We start from the raw sequence: 19,227 nt of genomic DNA, 5'->3' as shown, positions 1-19,227 counted from the left end.
ATGACCGAGACCCTGGGCTCCGTACCGCCCCGCCGCCGTACGGGGGACGAACCCCTGCACTGGGAGGGGGCCGCGAAGGGCCGTCTCCTCGGCTTCTGGGGCTGGGCGTATTCGGGGCTGGCCGGCAACACCCTCCGGGGCGCGCTCGCCGAGTACATCGTCGCCCTCGCGCTGGAGGCCGCCGACGGCACCCGCGTCGACTGGGACTCGGTGGACATCCGGCTGCCGGGCGGCCCGCTGGTGGAGGTCAAGTCAGCGGCCTACCTCCAGGAGTGGAGCCAGTCCGAGCCGTCGGGCATCTCCTTCTCCATCGCCCCGGCGGGGGGCTGGGACGCGACGACCGGCGAGGTGGACGCGGCACGGCTGCGCCGCGCCGACGTCTACGTCTTCTGCCTCCTCCACCACCGGGACAAGCGGACGCTGGACCCCCTCGACCTCGCCCAGTGGACCTTCTACGTCCTGCCCACGCACGTCCTGGACCGGTACCGGCCCGACCAGCGCACCGTGACGCTCTCCTCGCTCCTCTCCCTGGCCCCCGTGCGCACCGGGTTCCCCGGACTGCGCGGGGCGGTCCTGGAAGCGGCACGGCCCGACGGGGTCGGCCGCACGCCGGAGACGCAGGGCGCGGAAGCGGTCGGTGCCGGCGGCTGAACGCGCCGGCGCCGGACTCCGTCGCCGCGGCGCATCCCGCTTCGTGGCGCCGCGCGGCGGTTTCCGGGGTCAGCCGGCGGGCGCCTGCGTGCCGATGGCCGCGGTCAGTTCCGGGGCGTACGCGGCGAAGGGGCCGAGGTCCGTGGCGCGGGCGTAGGCCGGGTGATCGCGGTGGGCCGCCAGGCGGGCCAGGGTGCGGGTGCCGTGGTACGCCGGCGGGCCCGCGGGGGCGGGCGGGGGCGGGAGGGGCTCGCCCGCGGCGACCGCCGGCAGGGTTTCCTCGAACAGGGTCTGGCAGGCGCGGACGCCGCGGAGCATGACCTGGAAGTGGCGGGCGTCGGGGGCGATCGGGAAGCGGTGTACGGCCAGGACGCGGCCGGTGTCGATGCCCGCGTCGACCTCGTGGAGGGTGGCGCCGTACTCGTGCTCGCCGTTCAGCAGGGCGAAGAGGACGGCCACGGAGGGCAGTCCGCGGTGCCGGGGCAGCAGGCCGTTGTGGATGTTGAGGATGCGCAGGCCCCGGGAGAGGAGCGGTGCGCGGAAGATCCGGCGGTTGTTGAGGGACCAGACGATGCCGTCGGTGCAGGCGCGTCCCAGGGCGTCGGCGTGGGTGTTGACGTCGGCGGGGGCGGGGAGGTGCAGGTGCCGGGCACCGCCCGTCGCGTCCTGCGGGTCCGCGGAGCAGACGAGGTCCACGGGGTGGCCCTGCGCCGCAGCGTGTGCGACGGCCCGGCGCAGGAGTGCGCCGTCTCCGACGAAGATCATGCGGGGAGCTCCTCTCGGGCGGCGGTGAGGTGGGCGCAGAGCTGCGCGAGCGTCAGGTTCCGCACCAGGCAGTCGAGGCCGGCCAGGAAGCGGCGGGCCTGGGCGGGTTCCAGGAGGTCCTCGGAGACGGCGGTGAGCATCTCCACCAGGGCGAGGGAGTCTCCGCCCAGGGCCTGGAAGTCGGACTCCGCGGACAGCCGGTCGGGCTCCACGGCGAGGATCGCGGACCAGTGGGCGGCCACCCGGACCTCGAGGGTGGCGGGCTCCGCACCGTCGGGGGCGACGGCGGGGACCGGGGCCGCGGTGAAGGGGTCGGGCAGGGCGTCGAGGTCGGCCTTGCCGCCGACCGTGCTGGGGATGGCGTCGACGGTGATGACGTGCGCCGGGACCATGGCGGCGGGCAGCAGGGAGGCCAGCGCGGAGCGCAGGGTCTCGGGGTGGCCGGGGCCGCCGTGCGGGGCGTCGGCGCGGGGGACGACGTACGCGCACAGGACCTGCGTCGTGGTGTGCGGGCGGCGGCGGGCGGCCACGGCGGCGCGGACCACCTCGGGCCGGGCTTCGAGCGCGGCGACGACCTCCGCGGGCTCGATGCGATGCCCGGCGATCTTGAGCTGACCGTCGATGCGGCCGGCGAACTCGACCTCCCCGCCGGGCAGTCGCCGGCCGAGGTCGCCCGTGCGGTAGCTGCGGGTGCCGTCCTCGTGCTCGGCGAACGGGGAGGGGCGGCCGTCCGGCGGGCCGAGGTAGCCGCGGGCCACCTGCGTGCCGCTGACGACGATCTCCCCCGTGCGGCCGGCGTCCTCGGCGCCGGTGCCGATGTGCTCGCCGTCCTCGGTGACGAGGTCGACGCGGGCGTAGGGGCCGGGGGTGCCGATGGGGAGGGTCGCGGCCGGGGTCGGGCGCGCGTCGTCCACGACGTGGGCGAGGCAGACGACGGTCGCCTCGGTGGGGCCGTAGCCGTTGACGATGCGGCAGTCGGGGCCGAAGGCGGTACGGGCGGCACGGACCGCGGCCGGGGTCAGCGCTTCGCCGCCGAGCAGCAGGGTGCGTACGCCGCCCACGTCGCCGCCGGAACCGGCGTCGCACAGGAGGGGCAGGTGGGAGGGAGTGAGGGCGAGGGTGTCGGCACGGTGGTCGGTGACGAGCCGTCGCAGGGTGGCGCGCGAGGGGGCGTCGGGCGCGAGGACGATCGTGCCGCCGGCCAGGAGGGGCAGGAAGAGGGGGAAGCAGGAGATGTCGAAGCCGTAGGAGGACGCGAATCCGAAGCGGGTCCGGGCGTCCACGCGGCAGACCCGCGTCATCCAGTGGACGAAGCCCGCGAGGGCGCGGTGTTCGATCTGCACGCCCTTGGGCCGGCCGGTGGAGCCGGAGGTGTGGATGACGTACGCGAGGTCCTCGGGCGCGGGGGCCGGGGGTGCGGGCAGGGGCGGCCGCGGGACGGTGCCGAGGGGCCCGGCGACATCCCCGGCGAGGCCCTCGGCGAGGTCCCCGGCGAGGCCCCCGGCGAGGCCCTCGACGAGGTCCTCGGCGAGGAGGAGCGGGCAGGGGGAGAGCTCGGCGAGGGGCTCGACGAGGTGACGCCGGGTCAGGCAGAGCCGGGCGCCGCAGGAACGGAGGACGTCCGCGGTCCGCGCGGCGGGGTGGGCGGGGTCCAGCGGTACGTAGGCCGCGCCCGCCTTGAGGATCCCCCACAGGGCGCACACCCCGGCCGGGGTGCGGTCGACGACCAGACCGACGAGGTCTTCGCGGCCGATGCCGCGGCGCGTCAGCGCGGCGGCGACGGCATCGGAGCGGCGGTCCAGTTCGGCGTACGTGACCACCCCGCCGGGCCCGTCGAGCGCGGGCGCCCGGGGCGTACGGGCGGCCTGCGCACGGAACAGTTCCACGACGGTGGCGCGGGGCGGCACGGCATCGGGCCGCGGTACGGGGGACGCGGGCGCCGGTGGTGGCGCAGGGGCCGGGGTGGGCGGGAGGCGGGTCAGCACCTCGTCCAGCAGGCGGGTGGCGCGTTCGGCCAGGTCGGGGCCGCCGCGGACGCCCATGGTGAGCTCCGTGGCGGTGTCCGTCTCGGTGGCGACCACCGAGACGGGGACGAGCGGGGCGTGGACCGGCAGCGCGTACAGCGTCGTCGCGGTGAAGCCCCCGCCGGAGAACTCGGCCGGATCCAGGCGCCCCAGGTGGGAGACGACGGCCGAGGCGAGGTGGCGGTCGGCCCGTACGGCGCCGGCCTGGGCGGCCCGCAGCAGCAGGCGCCCGGCGGCCGGCGGCAGTGGGAGGAGGGCCGACTCGAAGCCCTCGGCGAGCTCCTGCTTCTCGGAGAGGGCGCGGAGCAGGGCGCCGTGCGCCCTCGGCCACTCCTGTCCGGGGCTCAGCTCCAGGAAGAGGGGAAGGGTCAGGTTGCCGGTCGAGGCGATGCCGGGGCGGTGGCGCCGCAGGTCGACCGGGACCATGACCCGGGTGCCGCCGCCCGGCGCCGCGCTGTCCGCCAGGGCCTGGGCCAGGCGCGCCGTGAGGGCCGGGTGGCGGGTGGGGAGGGTGCGGCGGAGCCAGAGCGTTCGTTCGGGGCCCCGGGGCGGGCGGCCCAGGGGGGACGGGCGGTCGGGGGCGAGGGGCGGGCGCCGGGCGCCGGCGCCCAGGCGGCGCAGGAGGCCGCGGTCGGTGTCCGGGGCGAGGGCGGGGCGGCCCGGCTCACCGCGCAGGGCGCGGAAGACCTCCCGTACCCAGGTCAGGGCGCCGTGACCGTCCATCAGGGCGTGGGGGGCGCTGAACACCAGCGCGGCCGTGCCCGCGGTGGTGCCGGGGACGGCCAGGACCTCGCAGCCAGGTGCGGCGTCGCGGTGTGAGCGGCCCGTGAGGAGTGCCGCCGTGGCCGGGTCGGACACGTCGATGCGCCCGGCGGCGGGAGCGGCGTACCGGATCGCGGGCGGCGGGCCCTCGGCGGTCCAGACGGGCCCGCGCCGTACCAGGCGGGAGCCGGGGCAGGTCTCGGCGGCGCGGGCGACCGCCGCGCGCAGGGCCGCCGGTTCGGGGACGGTGTCCCCTTCCACGACGATGCGCAGGGCCATGGCGCCGCGTGCGTGCCCGGCGGCCAGGTAGAGGTGTTCCGTGGGCGACACCGGTCGCCGGTAGGGGATGGGAGGGGTCGTCATCGTCATGTCGTTCCCTGGTCGGTACGGGTGCGGCCCGGCTGCGTCCATGCCTGGACGCCGCCGTTGGCGTGGATCCAGCGGAGCAGCCCGCTCACGCCGTCCTCCCGGGTGCGCGGCGGGTCGTAGCCGAGGTCGCGGCGGGCGGCGCCCGTGTCGTACGTGGTGGAGCGGGTGAGGAGGGCCGTCATGTAGCGGCTCAGCGGCGGGCCCGTCGCGGCCGAGGGGCGCAGGCGCCATGCCGTCTCCACCGCCGCGGCCAGGGCCCGGGTGGCCGTGACCGGGATGCGGGGGCGCGGTGGCGGGCAGCCGAGACGGGAGCCGACGTCCGTGAGGAAGGCCCACAGGTCGGTCTCCTCGCGGTCGGCTATGAAGTACGCCTTGCCGCCGATGCGTTCGGCGGGGGCGGCGGCCGCGCGCAGGCAGGCGTCGACGGCGTTGTCGACGTGGCACAGCGAGACCCGTACGCGTTTTCCGCCGGACAGGTCGGGCAGCCGGCCCTCCCGCATCGAGGCGATCATGCGGGGCAGGAAACCCGCGTGGTCGCGGGGGCCCCAGATGCCGCGCGGGCGCAGGGCGCAGGTGGTGAAGTCCGCTGTGTTCGCGGCCAGTACGTACCGCTCCGCGGCGGCCTTCGTCGCGCAGTAGTGGTTGAAGAACCGGGTGGGGTAGGGGGTGCTCTCGTCGATCCGGAGCCGGTCGCCCTCGCGCAGGTGCATCAGCGCGCTCGGGCTGCTGACGAAGACGAAGCGGGTGGCGCCCGCCGCGCGGGCGGCCGCCAGCAGCCGCTGCGTTCCGGCGACGTTGGCCTCCTCGAACTGGGCGCGGCTGCCGTGGTCGACGACGCGGGCGGCGCTGTGCAGCACGGTGTCGCAGCCGATGGCCGCGCGCGCCAGCGAGGCCGTGTCGGCGAGGTCGCCGGGTACGAGGTCGATGCCCGGTCCGAGGGTGCTCAGCCGGGCGGTGTCGCCGCCCGGCCGGACCAGGGCGCGGACCCGGTGGCCGTCGCGCAGGCAGGCGTCGGCGAGGTGGCCGCCGAGGAAGCCGGTGGCCCCGGTGATCAGGATGTTCACAGCGCCCGCCACCAGGTCGCGCCGTAGAGCATGGTCAGCGCGGCGGTGGCGGCGCGGCCGTGGCCCGCGGCCCTGCCCCGGGGCAGGGCGAGGGGGATCTGCGCGGCGTGCACCGGGATGCTGAGGAAGGCGTCGGCCCACCAGAGCCAGCTCAGCAGGGGTACGTCGGGGACGTCCCCGACGGCCGCCCAGAGGGCGCCGCCGAGGAGGTACGCCCAGCCGGCGATCGGTACGAGGCGGGCCGCGCGGGCCCGGGAGAACGGGGGCGGGGGCGGGGCGAGGCGGCGCTCGGCCCAGCGGGCCAGCTGCTCGCGGCCGATCTTGGCGTTGTGGCGGATGTCGACCGGGAAGGCGGGGTGGTGCAGGAACTCCTCCAGCCCCCGGGTGGGCACGTGTTCGGCGGCGAGGGCGCGGAGTTCGGCGACCAGGTCCCGCCAGGCGGCGCTGCCGGCCGGGACGCCGGTCTCCACGCAGACGACGGGGCGCTGGGCGCCGGCCGGGCCGATGCCGACCAGGGCGCTGCGGCGCACCAGCGGATGGGCGTTGAAGACGCCCTCGCAGCGCACGGTGTGCAGGTCCCGGCCCGCGGCGCGCACCCGTTGGGAGGTGCGGCCGCAGAACCAGAGCCGGCCGAGGTCGTCGAGGTACCCGAGGTCGCCGGTGCGGTGCCAGGTGAGCGCCGCGGCGTCCGGCCGGGTCTCGAGCACCTTGTGCAGGGCGTCGGAGCGGGGCGCTTCGTGGTAGCGGGGGCTGACGGACTCGCCCTCGACGAGTATCTCGCCGACGCTGCCGGCGGGCAGGGCGGTACCGGGGTGGAGGCGGGCGAGCGGGCCGTCGGTGACGGGGACGATGCGGACGCGGGTGCCGGGGACGGGGCGGCCGACGCAGGTGCCGGCTCCGCGGGCACTGCCCGCGGAGGTCTCGCCGAGGATCTCCTCGGATTCGATCGAGGAGATCGGAAGGACCTCGGTGGCCCCGTACGTGACGTGGACGGACGCCTTCTCGTCGAGGACGGTGCGCAGGGCGGAGACGACGGAGTCGGGGACGGGCGCGCCGCCGGAGACGACGCAGCGCAGGTCGGGCAGGGAGCGGCCCTCGGCGGTGAGGTGGTCGGCGAGGTTCCGCAGCAGGGCGGGCGAGGCGAACATGGTGGTCGCGCCGAATCGTTCCAGCGCGTCCACGAGCAGGGCGGGGTCGGCTTGGGCGACCTTGGCCGGGGCGAGGGGGGCGAGGACGGTGGTGGATCCGTAGACGAGGTCGAGGATCCCGTAGAAGGGCAGGGTCACCAGTGACGTGTCGTCGCGGGTGCGGCCGTGGGCGGCCTCGATCCGGCGGGCGATGGAGAGCGCCATGCGGTGGGTGTACTCGACTCCCTTGGCGGGGCCGGTGCTTCCGGTGGTGAACCCGATCATCAGGAGGTCGTCGCCGCCCGCGTCGGCCGCGGGGGTCGGCGGCCCGGCGGTGGCGCGCAGGGCGGCGAGGGTGTGGCCGCCCCACAGCCGGCGGCGGCCCAGCGTGACGGGGATGCGTACACGGCCGAAGGTGCGCCGGCCCAGGACCCGTACGAGGTGGGCGAGGGGCGGTCCGATGAACGCCTCGGCGCCGACGGCGCGGTAGCAGTGGAGCATCCGGCGCACGCCCATGCCGGGGTCGACGACGACGGGGACGGCGCCGAGCCGGAAGAGGGCGAAGGCGAGGGCGAAGAGCTCGGGGCCGGGCGGCGCCATCAGTACGGTCTTGGTCCCGCGGGTGATCCCGGCGCGGGCGAGTCCGTGGGCGATCTCCTCGACCGTGTCCTGTAACTGCCCGTAGGTGACCTCGCGGTAGCGCGGGCCGCCGCCCGGCTCGCGGCCGTCGGGGTGGATGACGGCCGGCTTGTGCGGGAAGGCGGCGGCGTTGCGCTCCAGGCAGCCGGCCAGGCCGGCGGCGGTCGCGGGAAGCGGGACGGTGCTCGTGGTCATGGCGTCGCGTCACCAGCCTTCGGGCCGGTAGGCGGCGCAGGCGGCGCTGGGGCCGGCGCCGGCGGTGACGATGAGGAGCCGGTCGCGGTCCGCGGGGCGCGGGGCGGCCAGGGCCCGGAGGTAGCCGAGGATCGGCGCCGCGGTGTGCGGCTCGCCCGCGACGACATTGTCGTGCGCGGCTCGCGGGCCGACCACGAGGGTGCGGTCCGGGTCGATGCCGTGCTCGCGGACGTACGCGGCGGTGCAGGCGGCGGCGTGTGCGCTGCGCCGCGCGCCGTGTCCCTCCGTACGGCGGACCGTGATCCGGGAGCGGCCGTCGCTGCCCATGGCCGCGGTGTCGAGGTACCCCTCGGTGTCGGTGGGTCCGTCGCCCGCGTACACGGACACCGGGCCGAACCCGGCGTCGGGGTCGGCGCTGCGCTGCAGGAGGAGGGCGCCGGCCAGGTCCGCGTACGGGTAGTGGGGGTCGCGGCGGGCGTCTCCGCCGGGGTGCACGTCGGCGGCGGTGATCAGGGCGCGGTCGGCGCTGCCGGTGTCGAGGAGGCTCTGGGCGAGCTGTACGGCGTTCAGGACGCCGCAGGCTCCGTTCATGAGGTCGAAGGAGAAGCCGGCGGCGGGGGCCGGGTCGGCGATGTAGTCCAGGTTGATGCCGACCTCCTTCTGGACCAGGGCAGCGAGGGCCGGTTCGAAGGTGTTGGACTCCCGGTAGACGCCGACGTTGATGAGGACGCCGACGGACGACGGGGAGACCTGTGCCTGCTCCAGGCAGGCGCGGGCGGCGCGGCTCGCGAGTGCGACGGCGCAGGCGGGTCCGGCGCCGTGGTGCGTGGCGGTGTGGGCTGCGGCGATGACCATTCCCATGGTTCAGACCCCCATGTTCGTGATCGTGGCCGACAGGGCGCCGGTCACCACGCCGGAGGCGGCGGGGACCATGAGGAACCGGGATCCGGGGCGGGCGGTGCCGGCCCGCAGGTGCTCGCGCAGTGTCAGGAAGTGGGCGGTGGTGGCGGTGTTGCCGTACTTCTCGACGACCGCGAGGGAGGTGGGCATGGGGGCCCCGAACTCGGTTTCGGCGGTCTGGTTCACGTAGTCGATGAACCGGGTGCCGACCTGGTGCTGGATGACGTAGTCGAAGGCCTCGTCGGTGAACTCCCGGCCCTGCTTGGCCAGGAGGTCCCGGTGGAACCGCGGCCACAGTTTGAGCCGGTCGCGGTTGTGCATCTTCTTGTTGTCCGTGTAGAGGGCGATGCCCTGGCTGCGGTCGCTCGGCATGCCCATGCACAGGTGCGCGTACTCGGAGCAGGTCATCAGTTCCACGTAGTGGATCCGGTCGGCCTCGTCGGTGGAGGCGTCCAGGACGACGGCGGCCGCCGAGTCGCCGACGGAGAGCGAGGCGAACTGCGGGTCGTAGGAGTCGGTGACCTCGCGGGCCGCCGTCTCGGCGACGGCGGTGGCCTGCTCGCCGCTGACGACCAGGCCGTTGCGCACCGCGCCGGAGCGGATCATGCGGTCGAGCAGGTAGACGCCGGTCATCATGCCGGCGCAGGCGTTGGACACGTCGAAGTGGACGGCCCTTCGCGCGCCGAGCTCGCGGGCGATGAGGGAGGCGAAGGACGGTTCGAAGGTGAAGCGGCCGCCGTCCGTGAAGCGGGTGATCGAGGCCGATATGACGACGTCGAGGTCGGCGGCCCCGTAGCGGGAGGCCGCGAGGCAGTCCCGGGCGGCGGACAGGGCCATCGAGAAGGAGTTCTCGGCGGCCGCCGGGTCCGGGTCGTACACCCGGCGCTCGGCGACGCCGGTGATCCGCTGGAGGTCCGCGTCACGGACGGCGGATATCCCCTCGGTCAGCTCCCGGGTGGTGACCACGGTCTCGGGGACGTGGATCCCCAGGGCCTCCAAGCGGCTGTGGCGATTCGGTGTGCTGGTGTTCATGCTTCGCGTTCTCCATGGGACATCCCCGTTACAGACAGCGAAGTTACCGTAGCGTAGGGATCAATCCACATGCGCCACAAAGGCCCTTGAAGCACTCAGACGGGTCGATTACCGGCCAGGCCCCCCATGGACCACATGTCGCCATGACCCGGCCCTGGCACCTCCCGCCCCTCCGATCGTCGGCCGGAACATCACGCACGGTGCACGAAAGCTGTCCGGAACCACTCGGTCCGCACGGTGTGACCCAGTACGCACCGCACCCCGTGCGGCTCAGTCCGCACGGCGCCGCCCCGGTGCCACTCGGTCCGCTCCGCCCTCGCCCCGCCCGGCCCGGTCGGACGCGCTGCGCAGGACGCAGAACTCGTTGCCTTCGGGATCGGCGAGCACCACCCAGCCGCAACCGTCGGGATCGCGGTGATCGGCGACGAAGGCGGCGCCGAGGCCCAGCAGCCGGCCGACCTCCTCATCGCGCGAGGTGTCGGGGCGCAGACACAGGTGGATCCGGTTCTTGACCGTCTTGGCCTCGGGCACCTGGTTGAAGTACAGCACCGGGCCCTCCGCCAGCGGCACCTGCGTCTCCCGGTCACCCGGGCGGGCCCCGGGGTCCAGCGGACGGCCCGTCACGCCGGCCCAGAACCGGGCCAGCCCGTAGGCATCCGCACAATCGATCGCCACGTTCTGCACTGTCGAACCCATGCGCGCGAGCCTCCCCGATTCCCGCACCGAACTCCACCCCGTCCCATTTGAAACATAAATGACATCTGTTGCACTTTCTTGAAACCCCGGAGTCGAAAAACGCATCCATAGAGACGAGGACCCACCCGTTCTGCCCGCCCGAGGGCAGCCGCAACTGTTCGGAGCGAAGTTCGTGCACGTGTACCCGCAGCCGCAGCAGCCCGGGCGATCCCGGAAGAAGGCGTGGATCGGCTCCGCGGTGGCGGTGGCGCTCCTGGCCGGCGCCGGCGCCGGGTTGATCTACTGGAAGACGGACTGGTTCGACGGGAACGGGGAGTCCGTCAGCTACGCGAAGCCCCCCGCCGCAGCCGACGACGGCAAGGGCGCCGGGGCCGGCGGCGGGAAGCAGGCCCCCGCTCCGAGCGCGGACCCGGACGTGTCCCTCCCCACCGGCCCGTTCACCGAGTTCAAGCAGACGGTCAAGCTGGAGGACGGCACCCGCATATCCAAGGCCAAGGTGAAGGGCGCCAAGTCCGGCTTCGAGGGCAGCGTCTGGGTGTGGACGCCCAAGGAGTACGACCGTCCGGAGTACGCGAAGAGCGCCTTCCCGGTCATGATCGCGCTGCCCGGCGGCAACGGGAACGCCGACAACTACTGGGCGACCATGCCGAAGCTGGGCCTCCACGCGGCCATCTCCGAGGGCGCCGCGGCCGGCAAGAGCCTCCCCTTCATCGTGGTCATGCCGATCCTCAACCCGGACGCCAAGTACTACTACGACGGCTCCGACATCCCCGGCCAGGCCAAGATGGGCACCTGGATCGGCGAGGACGTACCCGAGCTCGCCCGGGCCAATTTCCGTACCTACAAGTCCCGCGACGGCTGGGCCTTCATGGGCAACTCCTCGGGTGCCTTCGTCGGCCTCAAGCAGCTCCTGCAGAAGCCGGACCGCTTCCGGGCCGTCATCGCCAACGGCGGCGAGATCGTCCCCGACTCGCCGCTCTGGAAGGGCCACCAGGCGGAGATGGACGCGAACAACCCCGAGAAGCTCGCCCCGAAGCTGATCGCCGACAAGGGTCCCGAGGTGAACGTCTTCTTCCAGTACGGCACCAAGGAGGGCGGGCGCGACCGGATGGAGAAGTTCCAGCAGCAGTTCGGCAAGGGCCCGGTCAAGGTCACGATCCACGAGATCCAGGGCGGCGACCACAACGGCTGGGACTACGTCCGGGGCATGAAGGAAGGCGCCCTGGAGCAGCTCAGCAAGCTGATGAAGGGCCCGAAGCCGCAGTAGGAGCGGGCGGGGGCGGGAGGCTCGGGCCGGTTCGGTGGTGGTTCCCCGGCGCCCGCCAACCTCGTGGAATCGCCGCTCCTGCGGGCGTGTGAACCGGGGGCGCCGGGCGCGGCGGTGTTTGCTGTCGGCAGGTGGACCCATCCACGGGGCCGCCGCGTGCCGGGAGGAACCGGAAACATGAAGTTCGCACAGATCATCGACTTCGAGACCGAGCGCATCGACGAGGTGCGCGAGCTCCTGGGCGCCTACGAGGAGCGGGTCCGCTCGGCGGGCCGGACCGGTGCCCCGGCGTCCCGCACCCTGCTCAAGGACCGGGCGAACCCCAACCGCTACCTCGCCGTGGTCCAGTTCGAGTCCCACGAGGCCGCGATGGCCAACAGCGACGCGCCGGAGACGAGCGAGCTGGCCCGGCAGCTCTCGGCGCTGATGACCAGGCAGACGCTCTACACCGACTGCGACATCGTGGACCACCAGAGCCTCTCCTGACCCCGGCGCGCCCGTTCGGGCGTGTTCCGGGGTGTGGTGACAGGGCGGACTCGATTCCACCGGAAGGGCGTGCGTGACGCGTCGGCGGTTCATGGGCGAGCGTCACCGTTGGTGGGTCCTGGGCGTGATGACCTGCGCCTCGGCGATGATCGCCATCGACGCGCTGGTGGTACTGATCGCCCTTCCCACCATCCAGCGGAGTCTGGACGCCTCCACCACCGCAGTGCAGTGGATCATCAATGCGTACCTGCTCAGCTTCGCCTGCGTGAGCCCGCTCGGCGGACGCATCGGCGACCTGTTCGGGTACGAACGCGCCTTCCGCTGCGGAACCCTCGTGTTCGTCGTGGCCTCGACCGCGGCGGGTCTGGCCCAGTCCGAGGCGTGGCTCATCGCCGCGCGCGCGGCCCAGGGAGCCGGTGCGGCGATCCTCCGGCCCGCCTCCCAGGTGCTCATCATCAAGGAGTTCGGCCGCCGGGAGCGGGGCCGGGCGATGGGCATCTCCTCCAGCGTCTCCACCCTGCTGTACGGCACGGCTCCGCTGATCGGGGGCGTGTTGACGACGGTGTTCTCCTGGCGGGCGATCTTCTTCGTCAACCCGCCCCTGGGCCTGGGCGCCCTCTTCCTCGCGCACCTCCTGCTCGAGAGCGGGCCACCGCCGCGGGAACGGGTCGACTGGTCGAGCGCACCCCTGCTGATCGGCGGTCTGGTGTGCCTGGTCCTCCCCGTCATGCAAGCGCGCTACTGGGGGTGGTCCTCGCCCGCCGTCATCTCGCTGCTCGCGACCGGAGCCGTGCTGATGACGCTCCTGGTGCTACGCGAACGGCGGCAGCCGGACCCGCTCATGCACTTCGAGCTCTTCGCGAAGAGGGAGTTCGCGGTCGGGGCGGCGGTCATCTCGACGGTGCGTTTCGCGTTCGTGGGATTCGCGGTGTTCGGGGTCATCTGGCTCCAGGACGTCGTGGGCATGTCGCCCTTCGAAGCCGGTCTCGCCGTACTGCCGCTCACCCTCCCCACGGTCGTGTGCGCGCCGCTCGGCGGACGGCTCTACGACCTCATGGGGCCCCGCGTTCCCCTGGGCACCGGCATGGTCCTGTGCGTGGCGGCCCTGCTCGGTGCGGCGGTGGAGCTGCGCCGGGGGTCCTACGGCTGGCTGGTCCCCTTCTACTGCCTGATGGGCATCGGGATGGGGCTCTGTGTCAGCCCGGCCTGGGTCACCGCGCTCAACGTCACCTCCAAGCGGATGCGCGGCAACGCTGCGGGGGTGCTGCAGACCGGCCGGGAGATGAGCGCGGCGCTGGGTCTGGCCGTCATGGGCGCGATCGTGTCGCACCTCCAAGGCGCGCACCTGAGCCGGATCCTCGGACGGGACGGCCGTGTCCCGGCCGAGGGCTTCGACCGGGTCGAGCGGTCCATCGGGAAGGCGGTGGCGGCGACGCAGCAGGGGGCGCGCCTGCCCGCCGGGATCCCCGCCGACCTGGTCCCGGCGCTCAAGGCCTCGGTCACCACCGCGGTCTCGGCCGCGTTCTACGTGGGCGCGGCCGTGATGTTCACGGCGGCCGTGGCGACCGCCTTCCTCCCCGGGAAGTCGGAGTTCTCCGAGTCGGGCAGCGGCCGCGACGATCCCGCGTGAGCGGCGCGATCGCGGGGAGCGCGGCTCAGCCCCGCCCGGTCGTGGGGTCGGGGACGGCGGCCCTGCGGGCGTGCAGTACGTGTGCGTCCAGGGGGAGGGGGGTGTGGCCGACGAGCTGGAGGCCGGCGTCGGCGAGCAGGCGTGCGTAGTGGTCGGCGCGCCGTTCGCGGCCCCCTACGTTGCACAGCATGTGCAGGTCCCAGGCGGTGGCCAGCGAGGGGGAACCGTCGGCGGGCAGGAGTCGTTCCACGATGAGCAGGTCCGCGTGGGCGGGCATCGCGCGGGTGCAGTGGCGCAGGATCTCGCGGCAGCGGTCGTCGTCCCAGTCGTGCAGGACGCGGGAGAGGACGTAGACGTCGCCGCCGGGCGGCACGTCGGCGAAGTCGCCCGCGCGGTAGTCGCAGCGTGCCCCGCAGCCCGCGGCGTCGAGCCGGCCGCGGGCGGCCTCGACGGCGTGCGGGCGTTCGAGGAGGACACCGCGCAGGCGGGGGTGGGCGGTGAGGATGCGGCCGAGGAGCTCCCCGTTCCCGCCGGCGACGTCGACGACGGTCGCCGGCGCGGCCGCCCGGGCCGCGGCGGTGATGGCCGGGTGGTCGGGGAGCGGCTCGAACATGCGTGAGCTCGCGGCCATGGAGCGGTCGAAGAGGGCGGCGAGCTCGGGGTCGCGGGCGAAGTGGTCGAAGTGGTTCTCGCCGAAGAGGTGGTCGAAGGCAGGCTGTCCGGTCCGTACGGCGTGGTCGAGCCCGCCGAAGGATCGGTAGAACGGCCCCCCGTACATCAGGGCCAGCGGCCGCATCGACCCGGGCGTGTCAGAGCGCAGCAGGGCGCCGAGTCCGGTCAGGCGGAACGCGTCCTCCTCGCGGTCCCGGGTGACGGCTCCGAGCATGGCCAGGTACTGCAGGAGCGTGCCGAGGCTCCGGGGGTGGGTGCCGGTCAGCCGGGCGAGGTCCTCGGTGCGGTACGCGGTACGGGTGTCCATGGCGTCGGGCAGGCACAGCCGGGCGAAGGCGGCCAGTGCCTGTGTGGTCCACGCGCCGGTGAGGAGGTGCAGGAGCGATTCGGCGGGCTGCCGTGCGGTGCGGTGGCGGTCCTCGTCCGCGGCGGGGTGGTCCAGGTGCGCGGCGAGGGCGGCGCGGTGGTCGCCGCGTACGTAGAGTTCCAGCCGCCGGTAGCCGCAGGCGGGATCGGCGGGGGTGGTGAAGTACAGGACCGTGCCGTCCTCGTGCGGGTTGTAGCCGCCGCCGTCGGGGCGTGCGCCGTGGCGGACGAGGATCGCGCACAGGCCGCGCAGTGCCAGGGGGTCCGAGTCGTCGATCTCGAAGGCGAGGTGCGCCTCGTGCCGGCGGGCGCGTTCGTACGCGGCGATCCGCTCCAGGCCCGAGTGCGGGGGAACGGTCAGGGCGAACACCTCGACCGCGCGGCGCTCCCCGGCACTGCCGGGCACCTGCGGGCGCAGGATGCGGACGTCGAGCTCGGCCGGATCGCGCCGGTGGCGCCGGGCGAGGCGCTCCCGTACGACCACGCTGGGGTGGGAGGGCGTGTCCGCGGCCAGTCCGCAGTCGGCGAGCTGGGCCCGCAGGCTGTCCGCGTCCGGCGGGAAGAGGAGCAGCCCCGCGTGGGCGAACCGGCAGTGTCCGGCCAGCGCCCGCAGGTCCGGTCCGCCGAGGCCGGGCAGGAGCAGGGGCAACAGGGCGGCGCTGTCGTGCTCGCGGACGAACTCGGCCGCCGCGCGCAGGCAGGCCGTGTCGTCCAGGAGCATCGTTTCGTCAGGGAGCGTCGTCGTCATCGTGGGGGTGTCCTCGGGCCGGTGCGGGGCTGGGCAGGGCGAAGCGGGGTGGTGATGGTGGAGGAGGGGGAAGGAGAGGAGGGGGAAAGGCGAGACGCCCCGTGGAGACGGGTGAGGACGGGTGGCGCGGCGGTCACACGCCGACGTAGTTCTCGGCGAACCAGTCCTGGTGGGTGCGCGAGGTGCGCAGCGAAGCGAGCCGGGAGCGGCTCAGGGCGGCGCGGAAGGACGATCCGCCACCGCGGCGGGCCGGGTCGGGATCCGCGTGCAGCAGCCGGGTCATCCACCCGGTGAACTCCTGCGCCCGCCAGATGTGCGCCAGGCACCGGTCCGAGTACCCGTCGAGTCCCGCGGTGTCGCCCCGGGCGAGGGCGTCGGTCAGCGCTCCGGCCAGGATCTCGGCCTCCAGGACCGCGAGGTTGGCGCCTTTCGCGGCGGCCGGGGCGAGCAGGCTCGCCGCGTCGCCCGCCAGGAGGAGCGAGCCGTGGCGCAGCGGCTCGATCACGTCGCAGGTCAGGTCGAAGATCCCGCGTTCCAGGAGCCTGCCCCGGTGCAGCGGGCCGTGGTCCGCGGCGCGCATCCGGACGTCCAGCTCGTCCCAGATCCGCTGCTCGGTCCAGGCCTCGGCGGGGGTGCCGCGCTGCCACTGGAGGTAGTAGCGGGTGACGTCCGGGGTGCGGGCCATGTGTCCGGCGAAACCCCGTTCGTGGATGGCGTAACCGACGGCGTCGAGGCTCGGCGGGGCCTCGGCGAGCAGCCCGAGCCAGGTCACGCCGTGGTCGTGGTGGTGGCGGGCGGCGCCCGGCGGCAGCGAGCGGCGGGCCGCCCCGTGCCGCCCGTCGCAGCCGGCGACGTAGCGGGCGGTCCACCGTGCGGGACGGCCGTCTGGCTCGCGCGTCGTGACGTACGGCCGGGTGCCGTCGGCATCGTGCACGGCGAGCGCCTCGGTGTGGAAGCGGATGCGTCCGCCGAGGTCGAGGTAGTGCGCCAGGAGGTCCGCGACCAGGTTCTGCTGCGGGTACACGTGGTGCTGCCCGCCCTGGCCGAGGGCTCCGTAGTCGAGCCGGAACCGGCCGTCCTGTGTGCGGAACTCGCAGGTGCCGTGGCGGGTGCCGTCACGGTGCAGGCCGTCGGAGAGGCCGTGACGGTCCAGGATCCGTACGGTGTTCGGGGCGAGGAACCCGGCTCGGGCCCGGGTCTGGACGTGGGTTCGGGAGGCGCGTTCGAGGAGGGCGCAGTCGATCCCGGCTGCGTGCAGCAGGATTCCGAGAACGAGCCCGGCCGGACCGGCACCGAGGACGACCACGTCTGCTGATTCCCGTAAGGCGCGGGAGTTCTGACTTTGCGTCATAGCGCGTGCAGCATAAGCACGCGAAGATCGCCGAACCTACGCAAGCCATCCCTAGGCGGGAATAGAGTGACAATCAGCCTTGACGTCGGCGGCTTGTGACGACGGGGCCGGGAGCGGTGTACGGGGCCGGTCGGTGGTGTGCGCCGGGCGTGCGGGTACGAACACACGCCCGGCGCGCACCTCCTACGAGGCGGCCAGGGCCTCCAGGGCCGGGACCGTTTCGGCGGGGGACGGCAGGGCGGCGTTCTCCGCCTGCAGACGGGTGGCCGCCTCGCGCAGGGCCGGGTCGGTGACCAGGCGGGTCAGCAGCTCGGCGTCCACGTCGTCGGAGGCGGAGCGCAGGGCCGCGCCGGTGGCGGTGAGGGCGTCGGCGTTGGTGAAGTGGTCGGCGCCCTGGGGCAGCAGGAGCTGGGGCAGGCCTGCCTGCAGGGCGGTGAGCAGGGTGCCGGAGCCGCCGTGGTGGATCAGCGCGTCGGAGGCGGTCAGCAATTCGGCGAGCGGGACCCAGGGCAGCGGGCGGACGTTGTCCGGGAGGGTGCCGAGCGCGGTGAGGTCGGCGTCGCCGACGGCGAGCAGGAACTCGGCGTCCACGGAGGCGGCGGCCTCGATCAGACGGACGATGGCGCGGACCCCGTCCAGCTCCGTGAGCACGGTGCCCAGGGTGATGGTGACCCGGGGGCGGGTGCCGCGGCTGAGCAGGGCGGCGGGGATCGTACCGCCGCCGTTGTACGGGAGGTAGCGCATCCGCAGGCCGCCCGGGTCGCCGCCGAGCGAGGCGGGGACGATGTTCAAGGCGGTGGGCTCGGCGGGGCCGGAGACCCCGTACGTCTCGTACGCCTCGGTGAAGTTCGCGGCGAGCCTGCCGACCATGTCCAGGCCGGGGGTGGGGCCGAAGTTCTGGATCACCGACGGAATCTTCAGCTTCGCCGCGACCAGCGGGGCGGAGGCCTGGAAGGAGTCGTAGACCAGCAGGTCCGCGCCCCAGTTGCCGGCGACCTCCAACAGGCCGTCCACGGTGGGCCGGGAAATGAGTGCGAAGCCGCGGGCGGCCCGGTCCAGGATCTGGTCCTGCGACATGTCGGGGGCGACGTAGCGCATCTCCTCGTCGGAGGACTGCTCCATCACGTCCCGTATCGTGCGGCCGTCGCCGATCTCCACGATCGCGAATCCCGCCTCGCGAAGCCGGTTCAACGGCTGCGAAGCGGCGAACAACACCTCATGACCAGCGGCACGCAAGGCCTGCGCAGTCGGAATCATCGGAAAGAGATGACCGGCTGCAGCCGGACCGGTGAAAAGTACACGCACAGCTGTTCTCCTCGCCTACGACCTGACACTCGGAGGCGCACCACGGTCCCGCCCCCGTTCCCATCAGTGAACTGGCCCCGAGGGACGCCGTGTTCCCCGAATCAGGGGCGAAAATCAGACAATCCGGAACTCGCCGGGAGCGGTGGTGCCGGCGGACTGTCAGGGGGTGTCGGCGCCGTGTCGGTGGGGGTGGCAGGTTTCGAGGTGTCCCGCCGGGTCCGTCCGGCCCGGGGTCCGAGGTCCGAGGTCCGAGGTCCGAGGTCCGAGGTCCGAGGAGCGCACATGACGATCACCGTCCGGCCGGGCAGCACCGTGATGTTCACCGGCGATTCGATCACCGACTGCCAGCGGCTGGAGAGCGAGGACGGCCTCGGCTTCGGCTACCCGCTGCGGATCGCCGGGGAGTGGGGACTGCGGCACCCGGACCGGCCCGTGACCTGGCTGAACACCGGGATCGGCGGCAGCAAGGTGACGGACCTCGAAGCGCGCTGGCGGACGGACGTGCCCGACGCGCGTCCGGACGTGGTGTCGATCCTCGTCGGGGTCAACGACACGGGCTGGCACACGATCGGCCCGAAGGGGTACGTGATCCCCCCGGCGGAGTTCGAAGCGGGCTACGACCGCCTGCTGGCGCCCCTCGCCGAGGCGGGCACGGAGCTGATCCTCATCGAGCCGTTCCTGCTGCCGATCCACGCTGCCGTCGAGGCCGGTGGCGGTGGCGTGGTCATCGGAGAGAAGGAGCGCGAGGAATGGCGCGTCGATCTGGATCCCAAGATCCGGGTCGTGCGCGAGCTCGCCCGCAGGTACGGGGCGCAGCTGCTCGAAGCCGACGCCATGTTCGCCGAGCTCGCCGCGACGAGCGCGACCGGGCCGGAGCGCTGGGCCGCCGACGGCGTCCACCCGACCCCGGCCGGCCACGCCGCACTCGCGGCGGCCTGGCTGCGGCTGGTCGTGTGACGGGGCCTCCGGGTCACCCCGTGGCCCGGCGGCCCGGCGGCCCGGCGGCCCGGCGCGGGCAACGCAAAACGCCCGGTCCGGGAGGTCCCGGCCGAGCGTCTCGGTGGTGCGCGTCTGCTGTCCGCTGGTGGCTTAGTACCAGTGGTGGGTCTGCCAGAAGTTCCAGGCGCCGACGGGGCTGCCGTAGCGGGAGTTCATGTAGTCCAGGCCCCACTTGATCT

Annotated in this window: 16 protein-coding genes; 5 read left to right on the top strand and 11 right to left on the bottom strand. The window is 73.9% G+C overall.

The genetic code is table 11. From position 1 onward, the window contains the following. Positions 1-651 carry a hypothetical protein gene (locus K7B10_RS36625; RefSeq protein WP_229343431.1) on the top strand — a complete coding sequence of 217 codons (651 nt, stop codon included), beginning with the start codon at positions 1-3 and terminating at the stop codon, positions 649-651. A gap of 69 nt (positions 652-720) precedes the next feature. Here K7B10_RS36625 and K7B10_RS36620 read toward each other — a convergent pair whose 3' ends face one another. From K7B10_RS36620 to K7B10_RS36590, 7 genes are all read right to left on the bottom strand, one after another. Then, positions 721-1,416 carry a formyltransferase family protein gene (locus tag K7B10_RS36620; protein WP_229343429.1) on the bottom strand — a complete coding sequence of 232 codons (696 nt, stop codon included), beginning with the start codon at positions 1,414-1,416 and terminating at the stop codon, positions 721-723. Beyond that, on the bottom strand, positions 1,413-4,565 hold the full coding sequence (locus K7B10_RS36615) for a non-ribosomal peptide synthetase (protein WP_229343427.1): 3,153 nt from the start codon (positions 4,563-4,565) through the stop codon (positions 1,413-1,415). Before K7B10_RS36615 ends, K7B10_RS36620 begins: the two co-directional genes overlap by 4 nt. 2 nt (positions 4,566-4,567) lie before the next feature. After that, entirely contained in the window at positions 4,568-5,635 is a 1,068-nt protein-coding gene (locus tag K7B10_RS36610) for an NAD-dependent epimerase/dehydratase family protein (protein ID WP_229343425.1), read from the bottom strand. Further along, the gene (locus tag K7B10_RS36605) at positions 5,632-7,596 is read right to left on the bottom strand and encodes a fatty acid CoA ligase family protein (RefSeq protein ID WP_229343424.1); all 1,965 of its coding nucleotides are present in this window, start codon (positions 7,594-7,596) and stop codon (positions 5,632-5,634) included. Before K7B10_RS36605 ends, K7B10_RS36610 begins: the two co-directional genes overlap by 4 nt. 9 nt (positions 7,597-7,605) lie before the next feature. Then, complete coding sequence (locus tag K7B10_RS36600) at positions 7,606-8,457, bottom strand: beta-ketoacyl-[acyl-carrier-protein] synthase family protein (protein ID WP_229343422.1); 852 nt, start codon at positions 8,455-8,457, stop codon at positions 7,606-7,608. 3 nt (positions 8,458-8,460) lie between these two features. After that, complete coding sequence (locus K7B10_RS36595; protein ID WP_229343420.1) at positions 8,461-9,528, bottom strand: 3-oxoacyl-ACP synthase III family protein; 1,068 nt, start codon at positions 9,526-9,528, stop codon at positions 8,461-8,463. Between the two features lie 270 nt (positions 9,529-9,798). Continuing rightward, complete coding sequence (locus K7B10_RS36590; RefSeq protein WP_229343418.1) at positions 9,799-10,224, bottom strand: VOC family protein; 426 nt, start codon at positions 10,222-10,224, stop codon at positions 9,799-9,801. Between the two features lie 172 nt (positions 10,225-10,396). On the opposite strand from K7B10_RS36590, the gene K7B10_RS36585 reads away from it, so the two are divergent. From K7B10_RS36585 to K7B10_RS36575, 3 genes are all read left to right on the top strand, one after another. Beyond that, the gene (locus K7B10_RS36585) at positions 10,397-11,491 is read left to right on the top strand and encodes an alpha/beta hydrolase (protein WP_229343416.1); all 1,095 of its coding nucleotides are present in this window, start codon (positions 10,397-10,399) and stop codon (positions 11,489-11,491) included. 177 nt (positions 11,492-11,668) lie between these two features. Continuing rightward, a complete protein-coding gene (locus K7B10_RS36580) occupies positions 11,669-11,977 on the top strand; it encodes a hypothetical protein (RefSeq protein WP_229343414.1) in 309 nt (102 codons plus the stop codon). A 73-nt stretch (positions 11,978-12,050) separates the two neighbouring features. Next, on the top strand, positions 12,051-13,607 hold the full coding sequence (locus K7B10_RS36575) for an MFS transporter (RefSeq protein WP_229343413.1): 1,557 nt from the start codon (positions 12,051-12,053) through the stop codon (positions 13,605-13,607). A 25-nt stretch (positions 13,608-13,632) separates the two neighbouring features. Here K7B10_RS36575 and K7B10_RS36570 read toward each other — a convergent pair whose 3' ends face one another. From K7B10_RS36570 to K7B10_RS36560, 3 genes are all read right to left on the bottom strand, one after another. Beyond that, the gene (locus tag K7B10_RS36570; protein ID WP_229343411.1) at positions 13,633-15,393 is read right to left on the bottom strand and encodes a methyltransferase; all 1,761 of its coding nucleotides are present in this window, start codon (positions 15,391-15,393) and stop codon (positions 13,633-13,635) included. A gap of 133 nt (positions 15,394-15,526) precedes the next feature. Beyond that, positions 15,527-16,744 carry a 4-hydroxybenzoate 3-monooxygenase gene (locus tag K7B10_RS36565; protein ID WP_229343409.1) on the bottom strand — a complete coding sequence of 406 codons (1,218 nt, stop codon included), beginning with the start codon at positions 16,742-16,744 and terminating at the stop codon, positions 15,527-15,529. Positions 16,745-16,927: 183 nt separating this feature from the next. Then, positions 16,928-18,001 carry a nucleotide disphospho-sugar-binding domain-containing protein gene (locus K7B10_RS36560; protein ID WP_372481509.1) on the bottom strand — a complete coding sequence of 358 codons (1,074 nt, stop codon included), beginning with the start codon at positions 17,999-18,001 and terminating at the stop codon, positions 16,928-16,930. Positions 18,002-18,331: 330 nt separating this feature from the next. Here K7B10_RS36560 and K7B10_RS36555 point away from each other — a divergent pair, with 330 nt between their 5' ends. Beyond that, positions 18,332-19,006 (top strand): GDSL-type esterase/lipase family protein, encoded by a 675-nt coding sequence (locus tag K7B10_RS36555; RefSeq protein WP_229343405.1) that lies wholly within the window; start codon positions 18,332-18,334, stop codon positions 19,004-19,006. A 132-nt stretch (positions 19,007-19,138) separates the two neighbouring features. On the opposite strand, the gene K7B10_RS36550 is transcribed toward K7B10_RS36555, so the two are convergent. Then, on the bottom strand, positions 19,139-19,227 hold an 89-nt coding region (locus K7B10_RS36550), incomplete at its 5' end, for an aggregation-promoting factor C-terminal-like domain-containing protein (RefSeq protein WP_453376474.1).

It is taken from the genome of Streptomyces flavotricini, assembly GCF_020639365.1.
Taxonomy (GTDB): Bacteria; Actinomycetota; Actinomycetes; order Streptomycetales; family Streptomycetaceae; genus Streptomyces; species Streptomyces flavotricini.
The sequence above is the reverse complement of the archived record's forward strand: the minus strand, read 5'-3'. Positions and strand labels throughout refer to the sequence as shown.